Consider the following 15739-nt stretch of genomic DNA (forward strand, 5'->3'; position numbering starts at 1 on the left):
CAGGAGGCACCTGAGGCCGCTATTTGGCCCCGCGTGCGTGGGGCAAGCGCGCCGAGTGACAAAACGGTAACAGAACCCAGTAATATCGCGCCGATGCCCTTCCTGCGTGCGCTGCTCGACCAAGCCCAAAGCGCCTGGACGCCTTGGATCACCCTGGTGGTCGTCGTCTCCGGCCTGGCTGTTCACGGCGGAGAGCGCCGCACCCGCCTCCCTGGCTTCTTTCTGGCCATCCACTTCGTGATCCTCTGCGTCACCGCAGGGCTCACCCTCGTCCACTCCAAGTTGGTCGATGACCTACACCTGGCCGCGGTGCTGACTGGCGGCGTGGCCACGGTCGGCGCAGTGGGCGCGCTGGTGTTCCGCGGTATCGTCCCGCGTCTCAAGACTCAGGTTCCGCAGATCGTGCAAGACGTGGCGATCTTCGGCGCCATCGTGGTCACGCTGCTGGTCGTTGCCTCACGGAATGGCTTCAACCTCTCGAGCATCGTGGCGACGAGCGCCGTACTGACTGCGGTCATCGGTCTCTCGCTGCAAGACACCTTGGGCAACATCCTGGGTGGCATGGCCCTGCAGACCGACGAGAGCATCAACGTCGGCGACTGGATCAAGGTCGGCGACGTCATCGGGCGAGTCGCCAACATTCACTGGCGCTACACCGCCGTGGAGACGCGCAACTGGGAGACGGTGGTGATCCCGAACTCGGTGCTGCTGAAGAACCAGGTGATCGTGCTGGGCCGGCGCACGGGGCAACCGATCCAGTGGCGGCGCTGGGTGTGGTTCAACGTGGACTACCGCTTCTCCCCTCCGGATGTGATCCGCGCGGTAGAGAAGGCGCTGCTAGCAGAGCCCATCGAGCGCGTCTCTGCGACGCCTGCACCCAACGTCCAGCTGATGGATTTCGGTGAGTCCTGGGCCCGCTACGCCGTCCGCTACTGGCTGACGGACCTCGCGGTGGACGACCCGACGGACAGCGTCGTGCGCCAGCGCATCTTCTACGCCCTGACCCGCGCTGGGATGTCCCTCGCGATCCCGGCTCAGGCAGTGTTCGTCACCAAGGAGTCTCCGAAGCGCCAAGCCAAGAAGGCTGAAGAGACCGTTCAGCGCCAGCGCAACGCGATCGAAAACGTCGACTTGTTCAACAAGTTGCCCGAGGAAGAGCGCATGCATCTGGCACAGTCCCTCGAGTACGCGCCGTTCACCAAGGGCGAGGCGCTCACCAAGCAGGGCGCCAAGGCTCACTGGCTGTACATCATCGAGGAGGGTCAGTGCGCGGTGCGCGTGGAAGTCGACGGCATCCAACGGGAGGTCTCCACGCTCCACGATGGCGACTTCATGGGTGAGATGTCGCTCCTGACCGGAGAGAAGCGCTCCGCCACCGTGATCGCCCTCTCGGAGGTCCGGTGCTGGAAGCTCGGCCGCGAGCACTTCCGGCACTTGATGCAGCGTCGGCCTGAAATCGCCGAAGAAGTCGCGGAGATCCTCGCCGCGCGTCAAATCGAACTGGACAGAGTGCGCGACAACCTGAGCCAGGAAGTTACCGCACGGAAATTTGACGAGCGAAAGCACGCGCTCGCGGACCGCATCAAGTCGTTCTTCGGCCTGAACGCCTGACGCGCGCGATCGCTCAGCGCAGCACTTCACGTACGCCAGGAGTCAGGGGGCTGTTTGGGTAGAGCTCGACGAAGCGGCGCGCTCGCGTCACCGCCTGGGCCTTCGCTCCGCTGGCCGCGAGGGCGCGGATGCTCAGGGCTTCGTGCTCCTGGCTCAGCTTCAGCTTGGGGTAGCGCTGATTCAGCTGCGTGAGCAGCGCCAGCGAGCGCGATGGGTTACCAGCTTTCAGCGCCTGACGTGCTGCTGCCAATGCCTCTCGCTCGGCGTCTAGCTGGGACGCAGAGGTGCCTTCGCTTGAAGGAGCGGCGAGCGGCTCCGACTCCGCGAAGCGCGCAACGGAGGGACCTGGCGCAACGTCGAGGTCGCTGGCTGCGCCTTCTATCTCCGCACTTCCAGTTCGGTCGGACCTGGAGCCCCGCCCGGCAACGCCACGGGGCGCGCCGGCTGCTGGAGCCTCGCCACCCGGCTCGGAGGCAGCTACGTTTCCGCGCGGTTTCACTTGAGGCGTAGGCGCTTGCGGCGCCGTGGGCTGACTTCCGCTGACCGAGCGTTGCTCCTCACCCCCTGATTGTGAGTTGGCACCAGGGCTCGAGACGAGGTGACCCACGCCTGCCGTCGCGCCGCCGAGCACCAAGCCAACGACCAATAGCTTCAGCACGCCGCCCCCCGCAGCAGTCGTCACCGAACCACCCGTGGCCAGCGTCGCTGCGCCGGCCGTCTTCGTGGTGGCTGCAACAGCTGAGCCGGTAGCCTGCGTCGCACCAGCGCTGGTGGCGACGTTCGCAGCGCCCAAGCCGAGGTGCGCGCTCAACGCCAGGAACACCTGCTCCTGGGCCCCCTCCGGGGGCTCTGGGCCATCCTCACGCATGAGCTCGATCAGCTCTTGCTCGAGGTCGCTAGCGCCGTCGTCGGGCCAGTGGCGCATCAGTCTTGTCCTCCAACGCGCAACCAAGCGCCTTCGCGGGCGCGCAGCCGAGCTAATTCCTTACGGAAACCAGCGCGCGCGAGCCTCAAGCGTGAGTGGACGGTGCCAAGGGGGATCGCCAGCCGCTCGGCGACCTCTTGGCTGTTCAGCCCTTCGAGCTCGAAGCACACGAAGACCGCACGCTGCTCGAGGGGTAGGCTCTGGAGAATGCGTGTCGCCAGCGCTTTGAGCCCCAGTCGCTCGTCGCCTGCCTCGTCGAGCGCATCGTAGGCGGCCTCATCCGGGTGCTCGAGGGACTCGAAGCGCTGGCTCGCGCGTCGACGTCGGTCACTCGCCACCCGCATGCAGATCCCGTAGAGCCAGGTGTCCATCCTGGAGCGGCCTTCAAACTCTTCTAGCTTGCGATGCACCACCACGAACACGTCCTGAACCGCATCGGGCAGGTCACGCTCCGGTACACCCAGGCGCGCCAAGAAGCGCCACACCTGCCGGAAGTGCTGCTGGTAGATGCGCTCGAAATTCACACGCAGTCCATGAGTGGCTCGGCTGGGGGATCTGCATCACCAAATCGACCTGGGCCGCTCGCTTTGCCTGGGACCCTGGCGAAATCAGCCCGATTCAAGCTAGATCTCGCCTAGAAATGCGCACCGAGCTCGAGGGTGATGAGCGGCATCAGTCGCCAGGTGGTGAAGGCGTCCCCCTCCACGTTCGCCACGGTGATCTTCTCTTCAGTCAACGCGAGCATCCCGAGCGTCGTCATCCCCGCCTCCCAGTGCTCGCTGAACGCCTGGTGCACACGGACGCCAAAGCTGAGCCCTGGCTGCCAGCGCGCCACGCTCGAGTTACGGTCGTAGCCCTGCCCCTCCGCCGAGAGGCGCCCAACCCAGCCGCCGCCGCACACCCCGAAGAGATCGAAGAACAAGTAGCAGACATCGCTACCGAACCCGAGCCAGCTGAGATCCACCCGCCCCGGCCCGTGTTTGATGCTCGAACCAAACTGATACAAGAACCAAGTGCTGAGCTCCACGACCCCGGTGAACCTGCCGTAGGCTCCCACGACGGCGTGGGGCGCGAGCACTCCCCCCAACCCGAGCGAAGCGCCGAAGCGCGACTGCCAGCGGACCTCCTCATTTGGTTCCTCGGGGATTCGTCCAGCGGGTGTCCACTCGGGCTCCTGCACCGCAGGCAGGCGCGCGGGCGCGGCGTCCACCAGCATGAGCAGGCTCAGGCCCGTCGCCCGCGCGAGCTCCCCGCAGTCGGAGCCTTCGAGGCTGCGTACTCGGCCTGCTTCGTCCTTGATTTCCGCGTCGTAGCGCCCACTCCAGGGCCGGAACTGGACCTCGTAGTCAGCCGGGCCGGAGGTCACGGGCTGAAGGCGTAGACGCCCCTCACTCGCCTCGAGGTCCGCGACCAGCTCCTCGGCGGTCGGGCACTCCGGCGGGCCAGTCACGTGGACGCTGGGGAGACTCCGGCGATCACCGGGGAGCAGAGCTGGACGCTCAGCGATGATCCCTGGCTGTGGGGCCACGCTGTCCGGACCCGCGTCGGCGGCTGCGTCAGTTGGAGGCGCAGCAGGCGGCGCAGCAGCGTCGGCCCCTGCATCCGCCTGAGCCAAGGCGACCGCACTGCAGCGAGTAGCAACAGAGCCAACCAGGCACACAACCAGCGCGCCACCGAACAGCACTCGCTTCACGCACCGCCTCCGGTCTGCAAGCGCCACAGCGCGGCGTAGGCCCCCCCCTGCCCGAGCAGCTCCTCGTGGGTGCCCCGCTCGACGATGCGCCCCTCGTCGAGCACCAGGATGGCATCCGCGTGGCGCACCGTGGACAAGCGATGGGCGACGACGATCAGCGTGCGATCCTTTGCGGCGCGCTCCAAGGAGCGCTGGATGGCGGCTTCGGTCTCGTTGTCCACCGCGCTGGTCGCCTCATCCAGCACCAAAATAGGCGGATCACGATACAGCGCGCGGGCCAGCGCTACGCGCTGGCGCTGGCCTCCGGACAGCTGCAGCCCGCGCTCACCGACTTGCGAGTCGTATCCGTCGGGTAACGACTCGATGAAGTCGTGGGCCTCCGCCGCGCGGGCTGCCGCGCGCACCTTCTCAAGGTCTGGATCGAGCTCTCCGTAGGCGATGTTTTCGAGCAGCGTGCCATCGGTGAGGAAAGGATCTTGCGCCACGTAGCCAATGGCGCGCCGTAGCTCCTTCGTGTCGAGGGCCTGCACGTCTTCCCCATCGACGCGCACCGTGCCGGCGCCCGGCGTCTCGAAGCGCAACAGCAACTTGAGCAGGGTGCTCTTTCCACTGCCGGTCGCGCCGACCAATCCGAGTGTCTTGCCGGCGGGCGCTTCCAGGCTGACGTCGTGGAGCACGGGCGTTTCGTCGTAAGCAAACGAGATGCCTTCGAAGCTCACGCCGCCACGCACGGGCTCGGGCAACTTGGCGCTGACTTCGTGCGGCGGCAGCGGCACCTGGAGCAAGTCATCGACCCGCTGCACCGACGTCATCGCGCGCTGGTAGAGGTCCGTCATGTCCGCCAAGCGGGTGAGCGGCCAGAGCAAGCGCTGGGTCAGGTACACGAGCGCGGAATAGCTGCCGACGCCCAGCGCCCCTTGCAAGGTGAGGCGCCCGCCGTAGAGCAGCGTCGCCACGAAGCCCGCCAGGATCGCGATGCGGATCACTGGCGTGATCGCCGCTGCGACGCGGATCGCGTCGGCGTTGCGTGCGCGGTATTGCTCCGAGCTGTGCATCAGCTGCTGGGCTTCGAACGTTTCCGCGGTGTAAGCCTGAATCGTCGGCATGCCGAGCAGGTTGTTGTTCAGGCGGTGGGAGACTCCGGAGGCCGCTTCGCGCGCCGCAGCGTAGCGAGGTGCCAGACGGCGCAAGAACCAGAAGGCGCCCACGAGGATCAGCGGCACCGGGAGCAGCGCCAGGGCCGCGAGGCTCGGCGTCAGCGCAAAGAACACGGCGCCGACCATCAGGCTCGAGCAGGCCACCTGAATCAGGTCGTGGGCGCCGTTGTTCACGAAGCGCTCGATCTGGTTGATGTCCTCGTTGAGCACCGCCATCACGCGCCCAGTACGCAGACGAGTCAGCACCGCTGGCTGCAGCCGCTGGAGGTGTCCGTACGTCTCCATGCGCAGCGCGTGTTGCAGGTTCTGTGCGAGGTTTCGCCACTTCAAGTTGGCGAGGTATTCCGTCAGCGACTCGAAGCCCCAGACGCCGATGGTGAGCAACGTGAGCACCACCAGCTGCTGAGTCGGATCGCTGAGGCCCATGCGCGCCAGGAAGGACTCCTTGCGGTTCACCACCACATCGACGGCGACGCCAATCAGCAGCTCGGGCAGAACGTCGAAGAACTTGTTGAGGACGGAGAACACCGTCCCCGCTCCCATTTGGCCGCGCCAGGCTTGAGCGTGATGCAGCAGTCGCTTGAGGGGGTGCATGATCTAGTCTGAAAGAAAGATGGATGTGGAACGCCGGCAGCGACCACTCACGGGATGTAGCGCAGGAAGCGCTGGCTGAGAACGGCGCAACAGCCGCTCGTTCATGAGGCAAGCTTAGGAGGAAGTGATGCGTACTTGGCTAATCTTGGGAGCCTGCCTTGGGCTCGCTGCATGCGACACCAACTCGAGCGAGGTGGGTGGGGTCAACGACAAGGTCGGTAACCAGGGCGGCACCGGCGGGCAAGCCGGTAGCGGCGGTACCGCAGGCAGCGGCGCGACGGGAGGCACGGCGGGCAGCGCGGGCAACGGAGGCAATGCGGGTAGCTCTGGGAGCGGCGGCAGCCTCGGTTGCGACACCGTAGCCGATGAGTTCCGCGCCTTCGCGGCGGCGAACAACCACTGCACCACGCGCGACGATTGCTTCGACGCGACACCCGAGTGCCTGGCGATGGACCAGTGCGAGCAGAACCTGACGAGTCAGGACATCGATCGGGATCAGCTGCAAGACTACGCGAATCGCATGCAGGCGTGCGCGACGTGGACCTGCGGAGCCTGCGCAGTCCAATGGGCGGAGCCTGACTGCGTCAACAACCAATGCGTCCCGGGCACCCTCAACCAGGAATGCGGGGGCCCCGCCCAAGTGCAGTGCAACGCGGGTCAGTACTGCGACAAGCCCGATGGCGCGGACTGTGGCCCTGGACCGTGCTTCGGCACTTGCAAGCTCTCACCGGAAGGCTGCGTGACCGCCGAGTGCCTCGGCGTGTGCGGCGACGACGGCAAGGTGTACTGCAATGCCTGCGAAGCGCACAAGGCGGGTGTCGATGACGTCGCTGGAGACAGCTGCAACCTGAACGGCAAGGGCATCGGCGACACCTGCCAGACCGACCCGGAGTGCCAAGGCGGCCTCAAGTGCTGCTATCCGTGCGGCATCGCTGGGTGTGACAACCAGTGCATGGTCCCCGACGAGAGCGGCGAGTGTCCGCTGTTCCCGTGAGCTGACTTCACGAACCGGCCATGGGCAGGTGTCGGCGTTGTTACCGACTTCTGCCCGGGTCGGTTCGGCGTCTGTCCACCCCGTGGGCGAGCTAGAGCGAACCAGAGCGAGGCCATGGGCGGCGATCGCCCGTGGCGCCCATCGGAGCCACCGCGTGTGGTCCCATAGGGGTCATTAAGAATGAAAAGCAACTTGGACATCAGGGAGGTCCTTCTCGTAATGGAGAGGCGTGCTCGAAGACGCCAGACGATTGGCGTCCGCGCGCACACCCATGGTTCAGCGTTTCATGCTCGACGTCGCCCTTGAACTTCAAGCGCAGCAGGTTCTCCAGCGTTCGACCCAATACCCTGTGCTTCCCTCTGCTCTCCCTTGGCCATTCATCGCTCTGTGACCCACATGCGATGCCGGGAGGATCTGCGGGCCGTTTTGAGTCAGGGTCACGCCAGCTACGGCAAGCCGCAAAGTACGGGATGAGCGGGATCGAGGGCGTGTTGGTTGCGATGCGTGCGTCGGAAGACGACCTGATCTCTTGGGCACGTGCGCACCGTGTAGACGGACGTTCGCGGAGCGCGTGGGGACTCAACCTGGGCTTGCAGAGACCTGCCAAGCGCAAGCCGCGGAGCACTCGGGGCGGGTTGCCTCAGACCAAGTTGGTCGAGCTGGTTCCCGCGGCTCTGACATTCCCCGCTCAACATCAACGCTATGTGATCCGCGTAGGCGGCGCAGAGCTCGAGTTCAACGACCACTTCCGAGAGGAGACGCTATCGCGGATCGTCAGGGTGCTGCGACCATGTTGAGTCTGCCTCCCACGGTCCGGGTGTTCGTGGCGATCGCGCCAGCCGACATGCGCGGGTCGTTCGATGCATTAGCTGGGGCGACCCGACGACTTGGCTCGATCCGGTCGATGGGCACCTGTACCTCTTCTTGAACAAGCGTCGCCGAATCGCCAAAGCGCGGTGGTTCGATGGTCGGGGTGGTGCGTGCTTGCGAAGCGTCTTGAGGCGGGCAGTTTTCAGCTCCCCGCGCTTCGAGGCGACGAGGGGCAGGTCGTGATCGACGGAGCGGCGTACGCCTCACTTCTCTGAGGGATTGACTTCACCGCGTCGCGAGATGGTTGGTATCGCCGCACGGCAGCGAGATAGGGGATCGACACCGATCACGGTCTGTGATCTTCTGTGCAGGTGCTCGACTTCGAGGCGCTGCTGAAGGAAAACGCCGCGCAGAGCGAGCAGATTGCTCGACTCGTCGAGCAGATCGCGAGCCTCAACGATCGCATCCGGGAGCTGCTGGCGGTCGCGCAGCGCAAGCAGCGCAAGCCCGCAGAGCCCAAGGCACCGCCGCCGCCACCGGTGGTCGATGCGGAGGCGAAGGCCGCGTTCGAGGCGCGCCCAAAGCCGCCGGTGCTGCCGCCGAAGGAGCGAGGCAAGAAGAAGGGGCGCAAACCCACCGGTCGCAAACCCTTGCCAGAGCACCTGGAGGCGGAGGAGCACCACCTGCGCCCAGATTGCTGCGAGCATTGCGGCTCGTCTGACCTCGACGTAGCTGACGAGGTCGTCGAAGAGAAGCTCCACGTGGTCAAGGAGCACCAGCGGCGTCGCGTCGTCAAGCGCAAGACGTGCCGTTGACGAGCCTGCTTCAAGCGCACCACGCCGCGGTCCTTGCCCGCACCCTACGCTCGGTCGAAGGTCACCTGCGACTGGCTCGCGTGGTTCATTCACGCCAAGTTCTCCGTGCTCACTCCGCTCGACCGTATCCGTCGCGATCCCGCCGAGCGCGGCGTACCCCTCGCCATGCGCACGCTCGTGAGCTTCGTTGAGCGCGCTGCGGATCTGCTCGAGCCGATCGACGGATTGCACTGGAAGAGTCTGTTGGCGGGCTCCTGGATGGCGACTGACGGCACCGGGCTGAAGGTGCTGGTGCCCGGGTTGCCGGCAGCTCACAACGGCTACTACATCGAGTTGTACCGCAACGCGGAGTACGCCGTGTTTCAGTATGCCGCGGACAAAAGCGGTGACGACGTCGTCTCCAAGCTCAAGCGTTTCCCGGGACACTGACGGCGGCTGCTGAACACCGATTCAACGACGTCTATGCGAGCGGCCGCGTCACCGAAGCGGGCTGCAACGCTCACGGCCGGTGCAAGTTGCGGAACGCCGAGGCCACACAACCCACCCTGGCGGCAGAAGGTGGCGCGTTCATCGCAGCGATGTACGCCGCCGAAGACGAGGCTCAGAAGTTGGAGCTTCGCGGAAACGCACTCCTCGCGCATCGACGCTCCAAGATCAGACCCATCGTCGACGAGTTCGAGCGCTGGTGTGAAGCGATCGAGCCAACCTTGTTGCCATCCGAGCTACTCCGAGCTGCCGTGCGGTATTACAGAAATCACGGCAAGGCGCTCTTCCGCTTCATCGACGACCCGCTGGTCCCTATCGACAATCGCCAACGGAGCGAGAGTTTCAGAACGTCGCCAAGCCCCGACTCAACATGCTCTTCGCTGGCAGCACTGAGGGAGCACACCGAGCCTCGGTCTTGCTCGGCATCGTCGCGACTTGTCGCGCGATCGGAGTCCCAGCCCAGGCTTACCTCGCATGGGCATTCGAGCGCCTCGGGACTCATCGCGGAGTGCACGGGCTCGAACTCCACGAGATGACTCCGACCGCGTTCAAGAAAGACGCTCGTCTAGCGCGCACCTATGTCTACGCGGAAACGATACCGGACTAGTTCTGCTGATCACGCCGATGTGCTCAGCTCCATCGCCCCAAGCTCCGGCCCTGCCCATCGCTGGATGCCGAGGTTTCTAAGTCAATTCGTGCCCAGAGAGGCGCCTGGGTGAGATTGCACCACGCACGGCTCCCAGCAGCCTCCCGGCGTCTCTGATCGATCACAACGTAGCCGCCGACCTGCACGAGGCCGCGCGTCTTGGCGTCGCTCTATTGCTCGAAGACGACTCGCTATCTCCACACGGAACAAGAGGTCCGCCTGGGTCTCCGCGAAGTCGCCGTCGATGAAGCTCGGAGCAAGACGTCCAGCCAGCACCGCTTTTGACCTTCGAGAGAATCGTCGAGTCTACGGGAACGTTCCGATCGGCGCCATCACAGTGGGCTCGAAGCCGTTGTGAATGATCACTCGACACGTGTTTTCCTGACCACAAGTCGCTGCACCGGTTCCGGACATCCGCACGTTCACATAGATAATCGTGTTTGGAGGGATGAAACAATAGGTTTTGCGGCTCAGGGATGCGTTGAGGGATTCATCTACGAAGTTGGTTGTCTCGAGGACGGTCTGGCTCGCCTGACAGCCCAGATCCGGCGGATTGAAGTCGCCCGGTGTCGTCGAGAAGGCTACATCGAACGTGCCGTAAGTGCTGAAGCTCTGGTTCGTGGTGACCGCAAGCTGCTGAAGAGAAGTGGAGGTTTTGAACGGGATGCGCATAGCGTACTTCTGCGTACCGAAAATCGTTCCCTGGAACTGGCAAGCATTCTCTGGCCCGGAGTGGCCAATACAACCCGGTATGTGCATCCGGTCCCCGAAACTTGCACGGTCGAAGACGATAGTCCCATCTGGTGCAGTCCAGGTGCCATGACCTGGGTCTAAGGCCGAACCGCCGCTTCCTCCTGTCGCGCCTCCGCCACCCGCCGCGCCGCCGGAGCCAGCGGAGTTGCCACCGGAGCCAGCGGAGTTGCCACCAGAGCCGCTTCCGCCGTTTGGGGAGCCTGCGCTGCCGCCATTACTGGAGCCGCCGCCGCTCGTGCCTCCAGTGGCTGAACCGCCGCTCGCGCTGCCACCGTCATCTCCGCTCGCGCCTGACAAGCCAGCGCTGCCGCCAGATGCAGTGCCGCCCTGGCTTTCGATGTGGTGCTCTGCGCTCTCAGCACAGGCGACGAGCGCAGGGGTACCGAGAAGGGCTGCAACCGAACCAAGCGCTACCGCAGCGCGAATGACCTTCATCTGGGAACTCCTTTCAGAACCGTACTGCGTTCCGAGGAAACATCTCGCAGCTCTGATTTATGTGGGGGGAAGGCGATGGCGTTGAACTCCAACCGTCGCTCGAACCTCTCCCATGTGAACGACCGCATTGGCGAGCGGCGGTCGAGCCACTTGAAGCGCACTCTCTTCGCGCTTGCCGTGTTGCGGCCTGTACACTCCCGTCCACGCTTCGCCCAGCACCTCGCGCGGCAAGACCCAAGACTCGGGACAGTGACCTCTCGGTACTTCCGCTGATGAGCTACGCTCGGGAACCTCCCGCGAGCGGCGCTCGCTGGTCGACCGCAGCCCTCTGACGCACATTTTTATCGAAGTTATCAGGTTGTTGGCAGAAAACAACTCCGTTCATGCTTGCTCGTCCTCGCAGACGCGTCTGCCCCTGCGAAACTCGTGGCTTATGTCATCGGGTACCCGGCAGACGCTTGGACGACATGCGCTGCGTCACCAGATCGCCTCCGGTGGGTTGGCGACGGTGCCCTTCCTTGAGGCATTGAAGAGCTATCGTCAGGCGGACGCAATCATGGCCGTGCCGTCAACTCGTGGCGCGGGCGCGAGAACATTGGCGGAGCTGGGCCGGCTACTCGAGGCCAGTGAAGAAGCAGCGAGTCTTGGAGATCCCGTCGGAGGTTGACGAGCCGCGCGCGTTCGTCAACGCGCGTGCCGATGCGGTGCGCCTGGTCGCCTAGCTGGACGCCTGCATTCCGCCCCTACTCGTGAAAGTGAGCGCGCCGTCTGGTAGCTCCATCACCATGGGTCATCCGCCGCACCCAGGCCTCGGACAGCGTCGCCGCCTCGAGAGATCCCCGGGCGCGCTCGATCCGAGTCAGTTCCGCAGTGATTCGGTTCGTGATGCTGAAGCTCGGAGCGAATGCCATGGGTCTACGCCGCTCCGCAGCACTTCTTGTACTTCTTCCCGCTTCCGCAGGGACATGGGGAGTTGCGATCGACCTTCGTGGAGACCGCCTGAGCGCCTTCGCCAGGGAGGCGCCCGCGGTTTCTGAGGTACATCTCTTCGAGCGTTGGTAGATCCTTACTCCTTCCCGCCAGGCGGGCGATGGTCAAAGTCAAGACCCCCGTACAAACCGTGCATGCGGATTTCCCGCACACGGCTTACCAGTAGCCACTCAGCGCACAGCATTACGCGGCCTCCATGATTCTGGATTGCTCCGGATAGCGGACGGTTCCTCGGAGTTGGTACAGGCCCAGACGGTGGAAGTAGTTGCGATCCCAGCGGTCGACTTGTTTGGGTTTCAGGTGGCGACCCTTACGGGCCACCAACAGCCCTTGCAGCTGCTTCCAAACATAGGTGTCGAGCTGATTGAATCGCTTCGCAGCGTTTCCCGTGCGGAAGTAGTTTCCCCACCCCCGCAGTACGGGGTTCAGCTGTTCGATGACGTCACGGATATCCGCGTGGCATCTCGAGCGGGGGGTGAGCTGCTTCACACGGCTCCGGATCCGCTGCATCGCGCGCTGGGACGGCCAGCGATGGAGGAAGTAGAGCCGCTCGCCCGACCTCTCCAGCACCTTGCCGCTCAGCCGCTTGTGCAGATGACAGCCAAGAAAGTCAAAGCCCTGCTTGCCATCGTAGAGCTCGACTCGCCTGGTCTTTTCCGGATGTAGCTCGAGACCGAGGCGCTGCAAGATCACTCGGATCCGCGCCTCGGCCAGCTCGCAATCCTTCCTGGTGCGACAGATCACCACGAAGTCGTCCGCGTAGCGCACCAGCGTTCCATAGGGAGCGCTGTGGCGGGTCCACAAGACGTCGAGCACATGCAGGTAGATGTTGGACAGCAAAGGAGAGATCACTCCCCCTTGCGGCGTGCCGCCCACCGACGCCTTCACGACGCCGTCCTCCATCACTCCTGCTTCGAGCCACTGCCGCAGCAACTTCAGCACCCGACGATCCGAGATGCGCCGCCCAACCAGCTTCATCAGCTTGGCGTGGTCGATGCTTCCAAAGTAGTCGCGGATGTCAGCGTCCAGCACGTGGTGACCACCCTTGGCGCCCAGTTTCCTCAGCGTCTCGAGCGCCATCGGCGCGCTGCGCCGGGGACGAAACCCGTAAGAACAAGGCAGAAAATCCGCCTCGAAAATGGGCTCAATCACCAGCTTCGCCGCCATCTGCACCACCCGATCGCGCACCGTCGGGATGCCTAGTGGCCGCTTCTTACCATCGGCTTTGGGGATGTACTGCCGCCGCACCACCTGCGGCCGATACCTCCCCGCTTTCAGCTCAGCTTGTAATTCCTCGAGGAATCGCTGAGCCCCGTACTCCTCCACGTCGCAGATCGACTGGCGATCCACGCCCGCGGCTCCTTGGTTCTGTCTGACTCGCTTCCACGCCTCCTGGAGGATGTCACCCCGCCAGATGTGGTCGTAAAGGGCGTGAAAGCGCCTGTCCGGTGCCCGCTTGGCTGCTGCATATAGTTGGCGTTGTAGTTGTTGCGCTTTTCCGCGCGGCTTACGCCTGCCGGGGTCGTTAGGTCCGGACTTGCCGGCCATTCCCTCACGCTTACCTACGCTTCCAACACGACTACCGCAGGGACCCTTCCCTCCTGCCGCGTTTTGCCGCACGGCATTCGTTCCCGCTGGTTGCCCAGCGGTCTTCGGTACCATGATCCCCTCGGACTCCCGCTGTGCAGTGGCCGATTTCGCCCTTGGCTTATACGACACACCTCGCCCTGACTTGGGCCGCACAGACGGGCCTCCCGAGTTCCGCGCTCCTCCTTGCACACGTGCTGCCCCCCCTACCCCGCCGGAGCCGGCGGCGAGCTTCGGTGCTCTCGCCGTCGATGTTGCCTTCGCCGTGAAATGAGCGGCTCGGCCTCCGGATTGTTTCTCTGTCGAGGCTGCAGGTTTCACTTCATGTTGCGGCCCGCGTGCTTGCTCCCCGCTACGCAGCTCTCGCTGCTTCACGAGCTTTTGACACCCCGCTCGGGCAGGGAGATCTCTCTCCACTACCTGGGGCCTGCTACCCGGCGCACCGACGCTTACCGGGACGGGACTCTCACCCGCTGGAGAAACGCAGCTAGCGAAACACCCAGCATCCTGCGAACAGGCTTCCAAGTCTTTCGCGTCACGGCGCACCATGTCCGGGAGCTCAGCACAGGCGCTCGCGAGCCAGTCCGCTTTGGTGCCTTCGATGCTGACCTGTGGATCGTCGAGGACGGTCGGATCGGCGAGGGCCAGGAGGACGAAGGCGATCTCCTCTTCCTCGCGGAGCCAGTCTTGATCCAGCTCCATCACCTCGAGGTAGGCGCTGCAGAACTCGGCGGCCGCTTCGAGATCGTCGGCCTCGGGGGTGATCATGCCCTCCTTCTCCAGCGTATCGCCGACCTCGTTGTATTGATCCATCAGCGCTGCGAGCGCGGGGCCGTCCGCTTCGCTCAGCTGGCGGTCCCGGAACACCATCGGCAGCCACTCGCTCGGCGGCACCATTTGCCGCGCGGAGAAGACCGCGACGAACACCCCTATCACCTCTTCCGGGGTCATCGACTGCTCGCCGTCGAGCAGCGCCTTGAGGGCCTGCAGGCCTGGATCGTGGATGAAATCACCGGCGGATTCTCCGCCGTTCCGCCGTTCCGCCGTTCCGCCGAGCCTGTCGAGGCTAGGGCCCGACGAAGTTCACGACGTTCCCCGCGACCTCGTAGTAGGCGGCGGTCAACGTGTTAGGGTTCGGGGCGCCATTGGTCTGGAAGAAGTAGAAACTCGTGGCAGGCTGCCAGTTCCACTGGAAGTCGTTCGCCGTCTCGTAGAGGTTGCCGTTGTCGAGCATCACGTAGAGGGAGATCCAGAGGCCGCCCTCCACGTAGTTGTCGGCGTCCCCGACCAGCGTCCAGAACTTCGGGGGCACGCTGCCCTGGGGCGGGGCCGCGCCCGCCTCGTCGACCAGCGCCTGTACGCGGGACTGAGTGATGTTCAGGTTTGAGTCGACGGAGTAGACCCCGGCGTTGGGGAACGAAGAGAGGTAGACGTCTTCCTTCGCGGGGTTGGTGTTGCTGGTGTGGTTCCAGGGCACGGAGTAGGCCGCCTCCACCGTGGATGAGTTGTGGAAGAACTTGGAGCCGATGGACGCGTGGCTCCACACGGAACCACGACGCAGGTAATACTGGCCCGACGTGGTGAAGACGAGCAGCATCGGCGTGCTGAAGACGTCGAGGTTCGTGGTCGCGCTGATGTCCCGGGGCGGTGGCGCACCCGCGCCGGTCCAGACCTGGTCGAGGGGGAAGGTCTGCCAGGTGTTGGTGGAGAGGCTGAAGCGATGCAGCTTCCAGACGACAGGCGGCGCGCCGCCGCTACCTCCAGAGCCGGAGTCGCCGCCGCTACCTCCAGAGCCGGAGTTGCCCGCGCTGCCTCCAGTTGCCGTGCCTCCAGTTGCCGTGCCTCCAGTTGCCGTGCCTCCAGCTGCAGCGCCTCCAGCTGCAGCGCCTCCAGCCGCAGCGCCGCCGACGTCGCTGCCGCCGCTCGAGCTGCCTCCGTTGGGCCAACCGCCGGTCCCTGCGTTGCCGCCGCCTCCGTTGCCGCCGCCTCCGTTGCCGCTGCCTCCGTTGCCGCTGCCTCCATTGGCGCTGCCGGCGTTGCCGCTGCCTGCGCTGCCTCCCTCACCCGCGAAGCCCGCGCTGCCCCCATCGCTGACGATGGGGTGGTCCGTCGACTCTCCACACGCCGCGAGGGCGAGCGCGCTGAGCGCCAACGTCGCGGCCGTGAACCTGGCGGATCGCATTCCCACAAGGCTACCAGCGGCGTCGCGGATCCCGAACACAAATCGCCCCGATTGGCCTGGG

13 protein-coding genes and 1 pseudogene are annotated in these 15739 nt (G+C 64.9%); 6 read left to right on the plus strand and 8 right to left on the minus strand.

What is annotated here, in order from left to right; translation table 11 throughout:
* The first annotated feature begins 93 nt into the window (after positions 1–93).
* Positions 94–1611: a mechanosensitive ion channel gene (locus H6718_32195; GenBank protein ID MCB9590120.1), complete on the plus strand. Its 1518-nt coding sequence runs from the start codon at positions 94–96 to the stop codon at positions 1609–1611.
* A 13-nt stretch (positions 1612–1624) separates the two neighbouring features.
* On the opposite strand, the gene H6718_32200 is transcribed toward H6718_32195, so the two are convergent.
* The 4 genes from H6718_32200 to H6718_32215 all read right to left on the minus strand — a co-directional run bounded on the left by H6718_32200 (position 1625) and on the right by H6718_32215 (position 5980).
* Positions 1625–2536: a hypothetical protein gene (locus H6718_32200; GenBank protein MCB9590121.1), complete on the minus strand. Its 912-nt coding sequence runs from the start codon at positions 2534–2536 to the stop codon at positions 1625–1627.
* Positions 2536–3066 carry an RNA polymerase sigma factor gene (locus tag H6718_32205; GenBank protein ID MCB9590122.1) on the minus strand — a complete coding sequence of 177 codons (531 nt, stop codon included), beginning with the start codon at positions 3064–3066 and terminating at the stop codon, positions 2536–2538. The genes H6718_32200 and H6718_32205 overlap by 1 nt, the downstream gene beginning before the upstream one ends.
* A 104-nt stretch (positions 3067–3170) precedes the next feature.
* A complete protein-coding gene (locus H6718_32210) occupies positions 3171–4229 on the minus strand; it encodes a hypothetical protein (protein ID MCB9590123.1) in 1059 nt (352 codons plus the stop codon).
* Entirely contained in the window at positions 4226–5980 is a 1755-nt protein-coding gene (locus tag H6718_32215) for an ABC transporter ATP-binding protein (protein MCB9590124.1), read from the minus strand. The genes H6718_32210 and H6718_32215 overlap by 4 nt, the downstream gene beginning before the upstream one ends.
* Positions 5981–6107: 127 nt before the next feature.
* On the opposite strand from H6718_32215, the gene H6718_32220 reads away from it, so the two are divergent.
* The 5 genes from H6718_32220 to H6718_32240 all read left to right on the plus strand — a co-directional run bounded on the left by H6718_32220 (position 6108) and on the right by H6718_32240 (position 9621).
* The gene (locus H6718_32220; GenBank protein ID MCB9590125.1) at positions 6108–6974 is read left to right on the plus strand and encodes a hypothetical protein; all 867 of its coding nucleotides are present in this window, start codon (positions 6108–6110) and stop codon (positions 6972–6974) included.
* A 470-nt stretch (positions 6975–7444) separates the two neighbouring features.
* Positions 7445–7771: a hypothetical protein gene (locus H6718_32225; protein ID MCB9590126.1), complete on the plus strand. Its 327-nt coding sequence runs from the start codon at positions 7445–7447 to the stop codon at positions 7769–7771.
* A gap of 384 nt (positions 7772–8155) precedes the next feature.
* The gene (locus H6718_32230) at positions 8156–8599 is read left to right on the plus strand and encodes a hypothetical protein (protein ID MCB9590127.1); all 444 of its coding nucleotides are present in this window, start codon (positions 8156–8158) and stop codon (positions 8597–8599) included.
* A gap of 33 nt (positions 8600–8632) precedes the next feature.
* Positions 8633–9028: a transposase gene (locus H6718_32235; protein MCB9590128.1), complete on the plus strand. Its 396-nt coding sequence runs from the start codon at positions 8633–8635 to the stop codon at positions 9026–9028.
* Positions 9025–9621, plus strand: coding sequence for a transposase (locus H6718_32240; protein ID MCB9590129.1), 597 nt, complete (start codon positions 9025–9027; stop codon positions 9619–9621). The genes H6718_32235 and H6718_32240 overlap by 4 nt, the downstream gene beginning before the upstream one ends.
* 416 nt (positions 9622–10037) lie before the next feature.
* On the opposite strand, the gene H6718_32245 is transcribed toward H6718_32240, so the two are convergent.
* The 4 genes and pseudogenes from H6718_32245 to H6718_32260 form a co-directional block, all read right to left on the minus strand.
* Positions 10038–10919: a hypothetical protein gene (locus H6718_32245; GenBank protein MCB9590130.1), complete on the minus strand. Its 882-nt coding sequence runs from the start codon at positions 10917–10919 to the stop codon at positions 10038–10040.
* Positions 10920–11834: 915 nt separating this feature from the next.
* Positions 11835–11918 (minus strand): annotated as a pseudogene (locus H6718_32250) (SEC-C domain-containing protein).
* A gap of 174 nt (positions 11919–12092) precedes the next feature.
* Positions 12093–14447 carry a group II intron reverse transcriptase/maturase gene (gene ltrA, locus H6718_32255; GenBank protein ID MCB9590131.1) on the minus strand — a complete coding sequence of 785 codons (2355 nt, stop codon included), beginning with the start codon at positions 14445–14447 and terminating at the stop codon, positions 12093–12095.
* A gap of 115 nt (positions 14448–14562) precedes the next feature.
* The gene (locus H6718_32260; GenBank protein ID MCB9590132.1) at positions 14563–15678 is read right to left on the minus strand and encodes a hypothetical protein; all 1116 of its coding nucleotides are present in this window, start codon (positions 15676–15678) and stop codon (positions 14563–14565) included.
* Positions 15679–15739 lie beyond the last annotated feature (61 nt).

The sequence above is a fragment of the Polyangiaceae bacterium genome, from assembly GCA_020633205.1.
GTDB lineage: Bacteria > Myxococcota_A > Polyangia > Polyangiales > Polyangiaceae > JAHBVY01.

Excerpts from the sequence above, each read along its gene's own strand:
- H6718_32195 (MCB9590120.1), top strand. The coding sequence starts at position 94 with ATGCCCTTCCTGCGTGCGCTGCTCGACCAAGCCCAAAGCGCCTGGACG.
- H6718_32200 (MCB9590121.1), bottom strand. The coding sequence starts at position 2,536 with ATGCGCCACTGGCCCGACGACGGCGCTAGCGACCTCGAGCAAGAGCTG.
- H6718_32215 (MCB9590124.1), bottom strand. The coding sequence starts at position 5,980 with ATGCACCCCCTCAAGCGACTGCTGCATCACGCTCAAGCCTGGCGCGGC.
- H6718_32220 (MCB9590125.1), top strand. The coding sequence starts at position 6,108 with ATGCGTACTTGGCTAATCTTGGGAGCCTGCCTTGGGCTCGCTGCATGC.
- H6718_32225 (MCB9590126.1), top strand. The coding sequence starts at position 7,445 with ATGAGCGGGATCGAGGGCGTGTTGGTTGCGATGCGTGCGTCGGAAGAC.
- H6718_32245 (MCB9590130.1), bottom strand. The coding sequence starts at position 10,919 with ATGAAGGTCATTCGCGCTGCGGTAGCGCTTGGTTCGGTTGCAGCCCTT.
- ltrA (MCB9590131.1), bottom strand. The coding sequence starts at position 14,447 with ATGACCCCGGAAGAGGTGATAGGGGTGTTCGTCGCGGTCTTCTCCGCG.
- H6718_32260 (MCB9590132.1), bottom strand. The coding sequence starts at position 15,678 with ATGCGATCCGCCAGGTTCACGGCCGCGACGTTGGCGCTCAGCGCGCTC.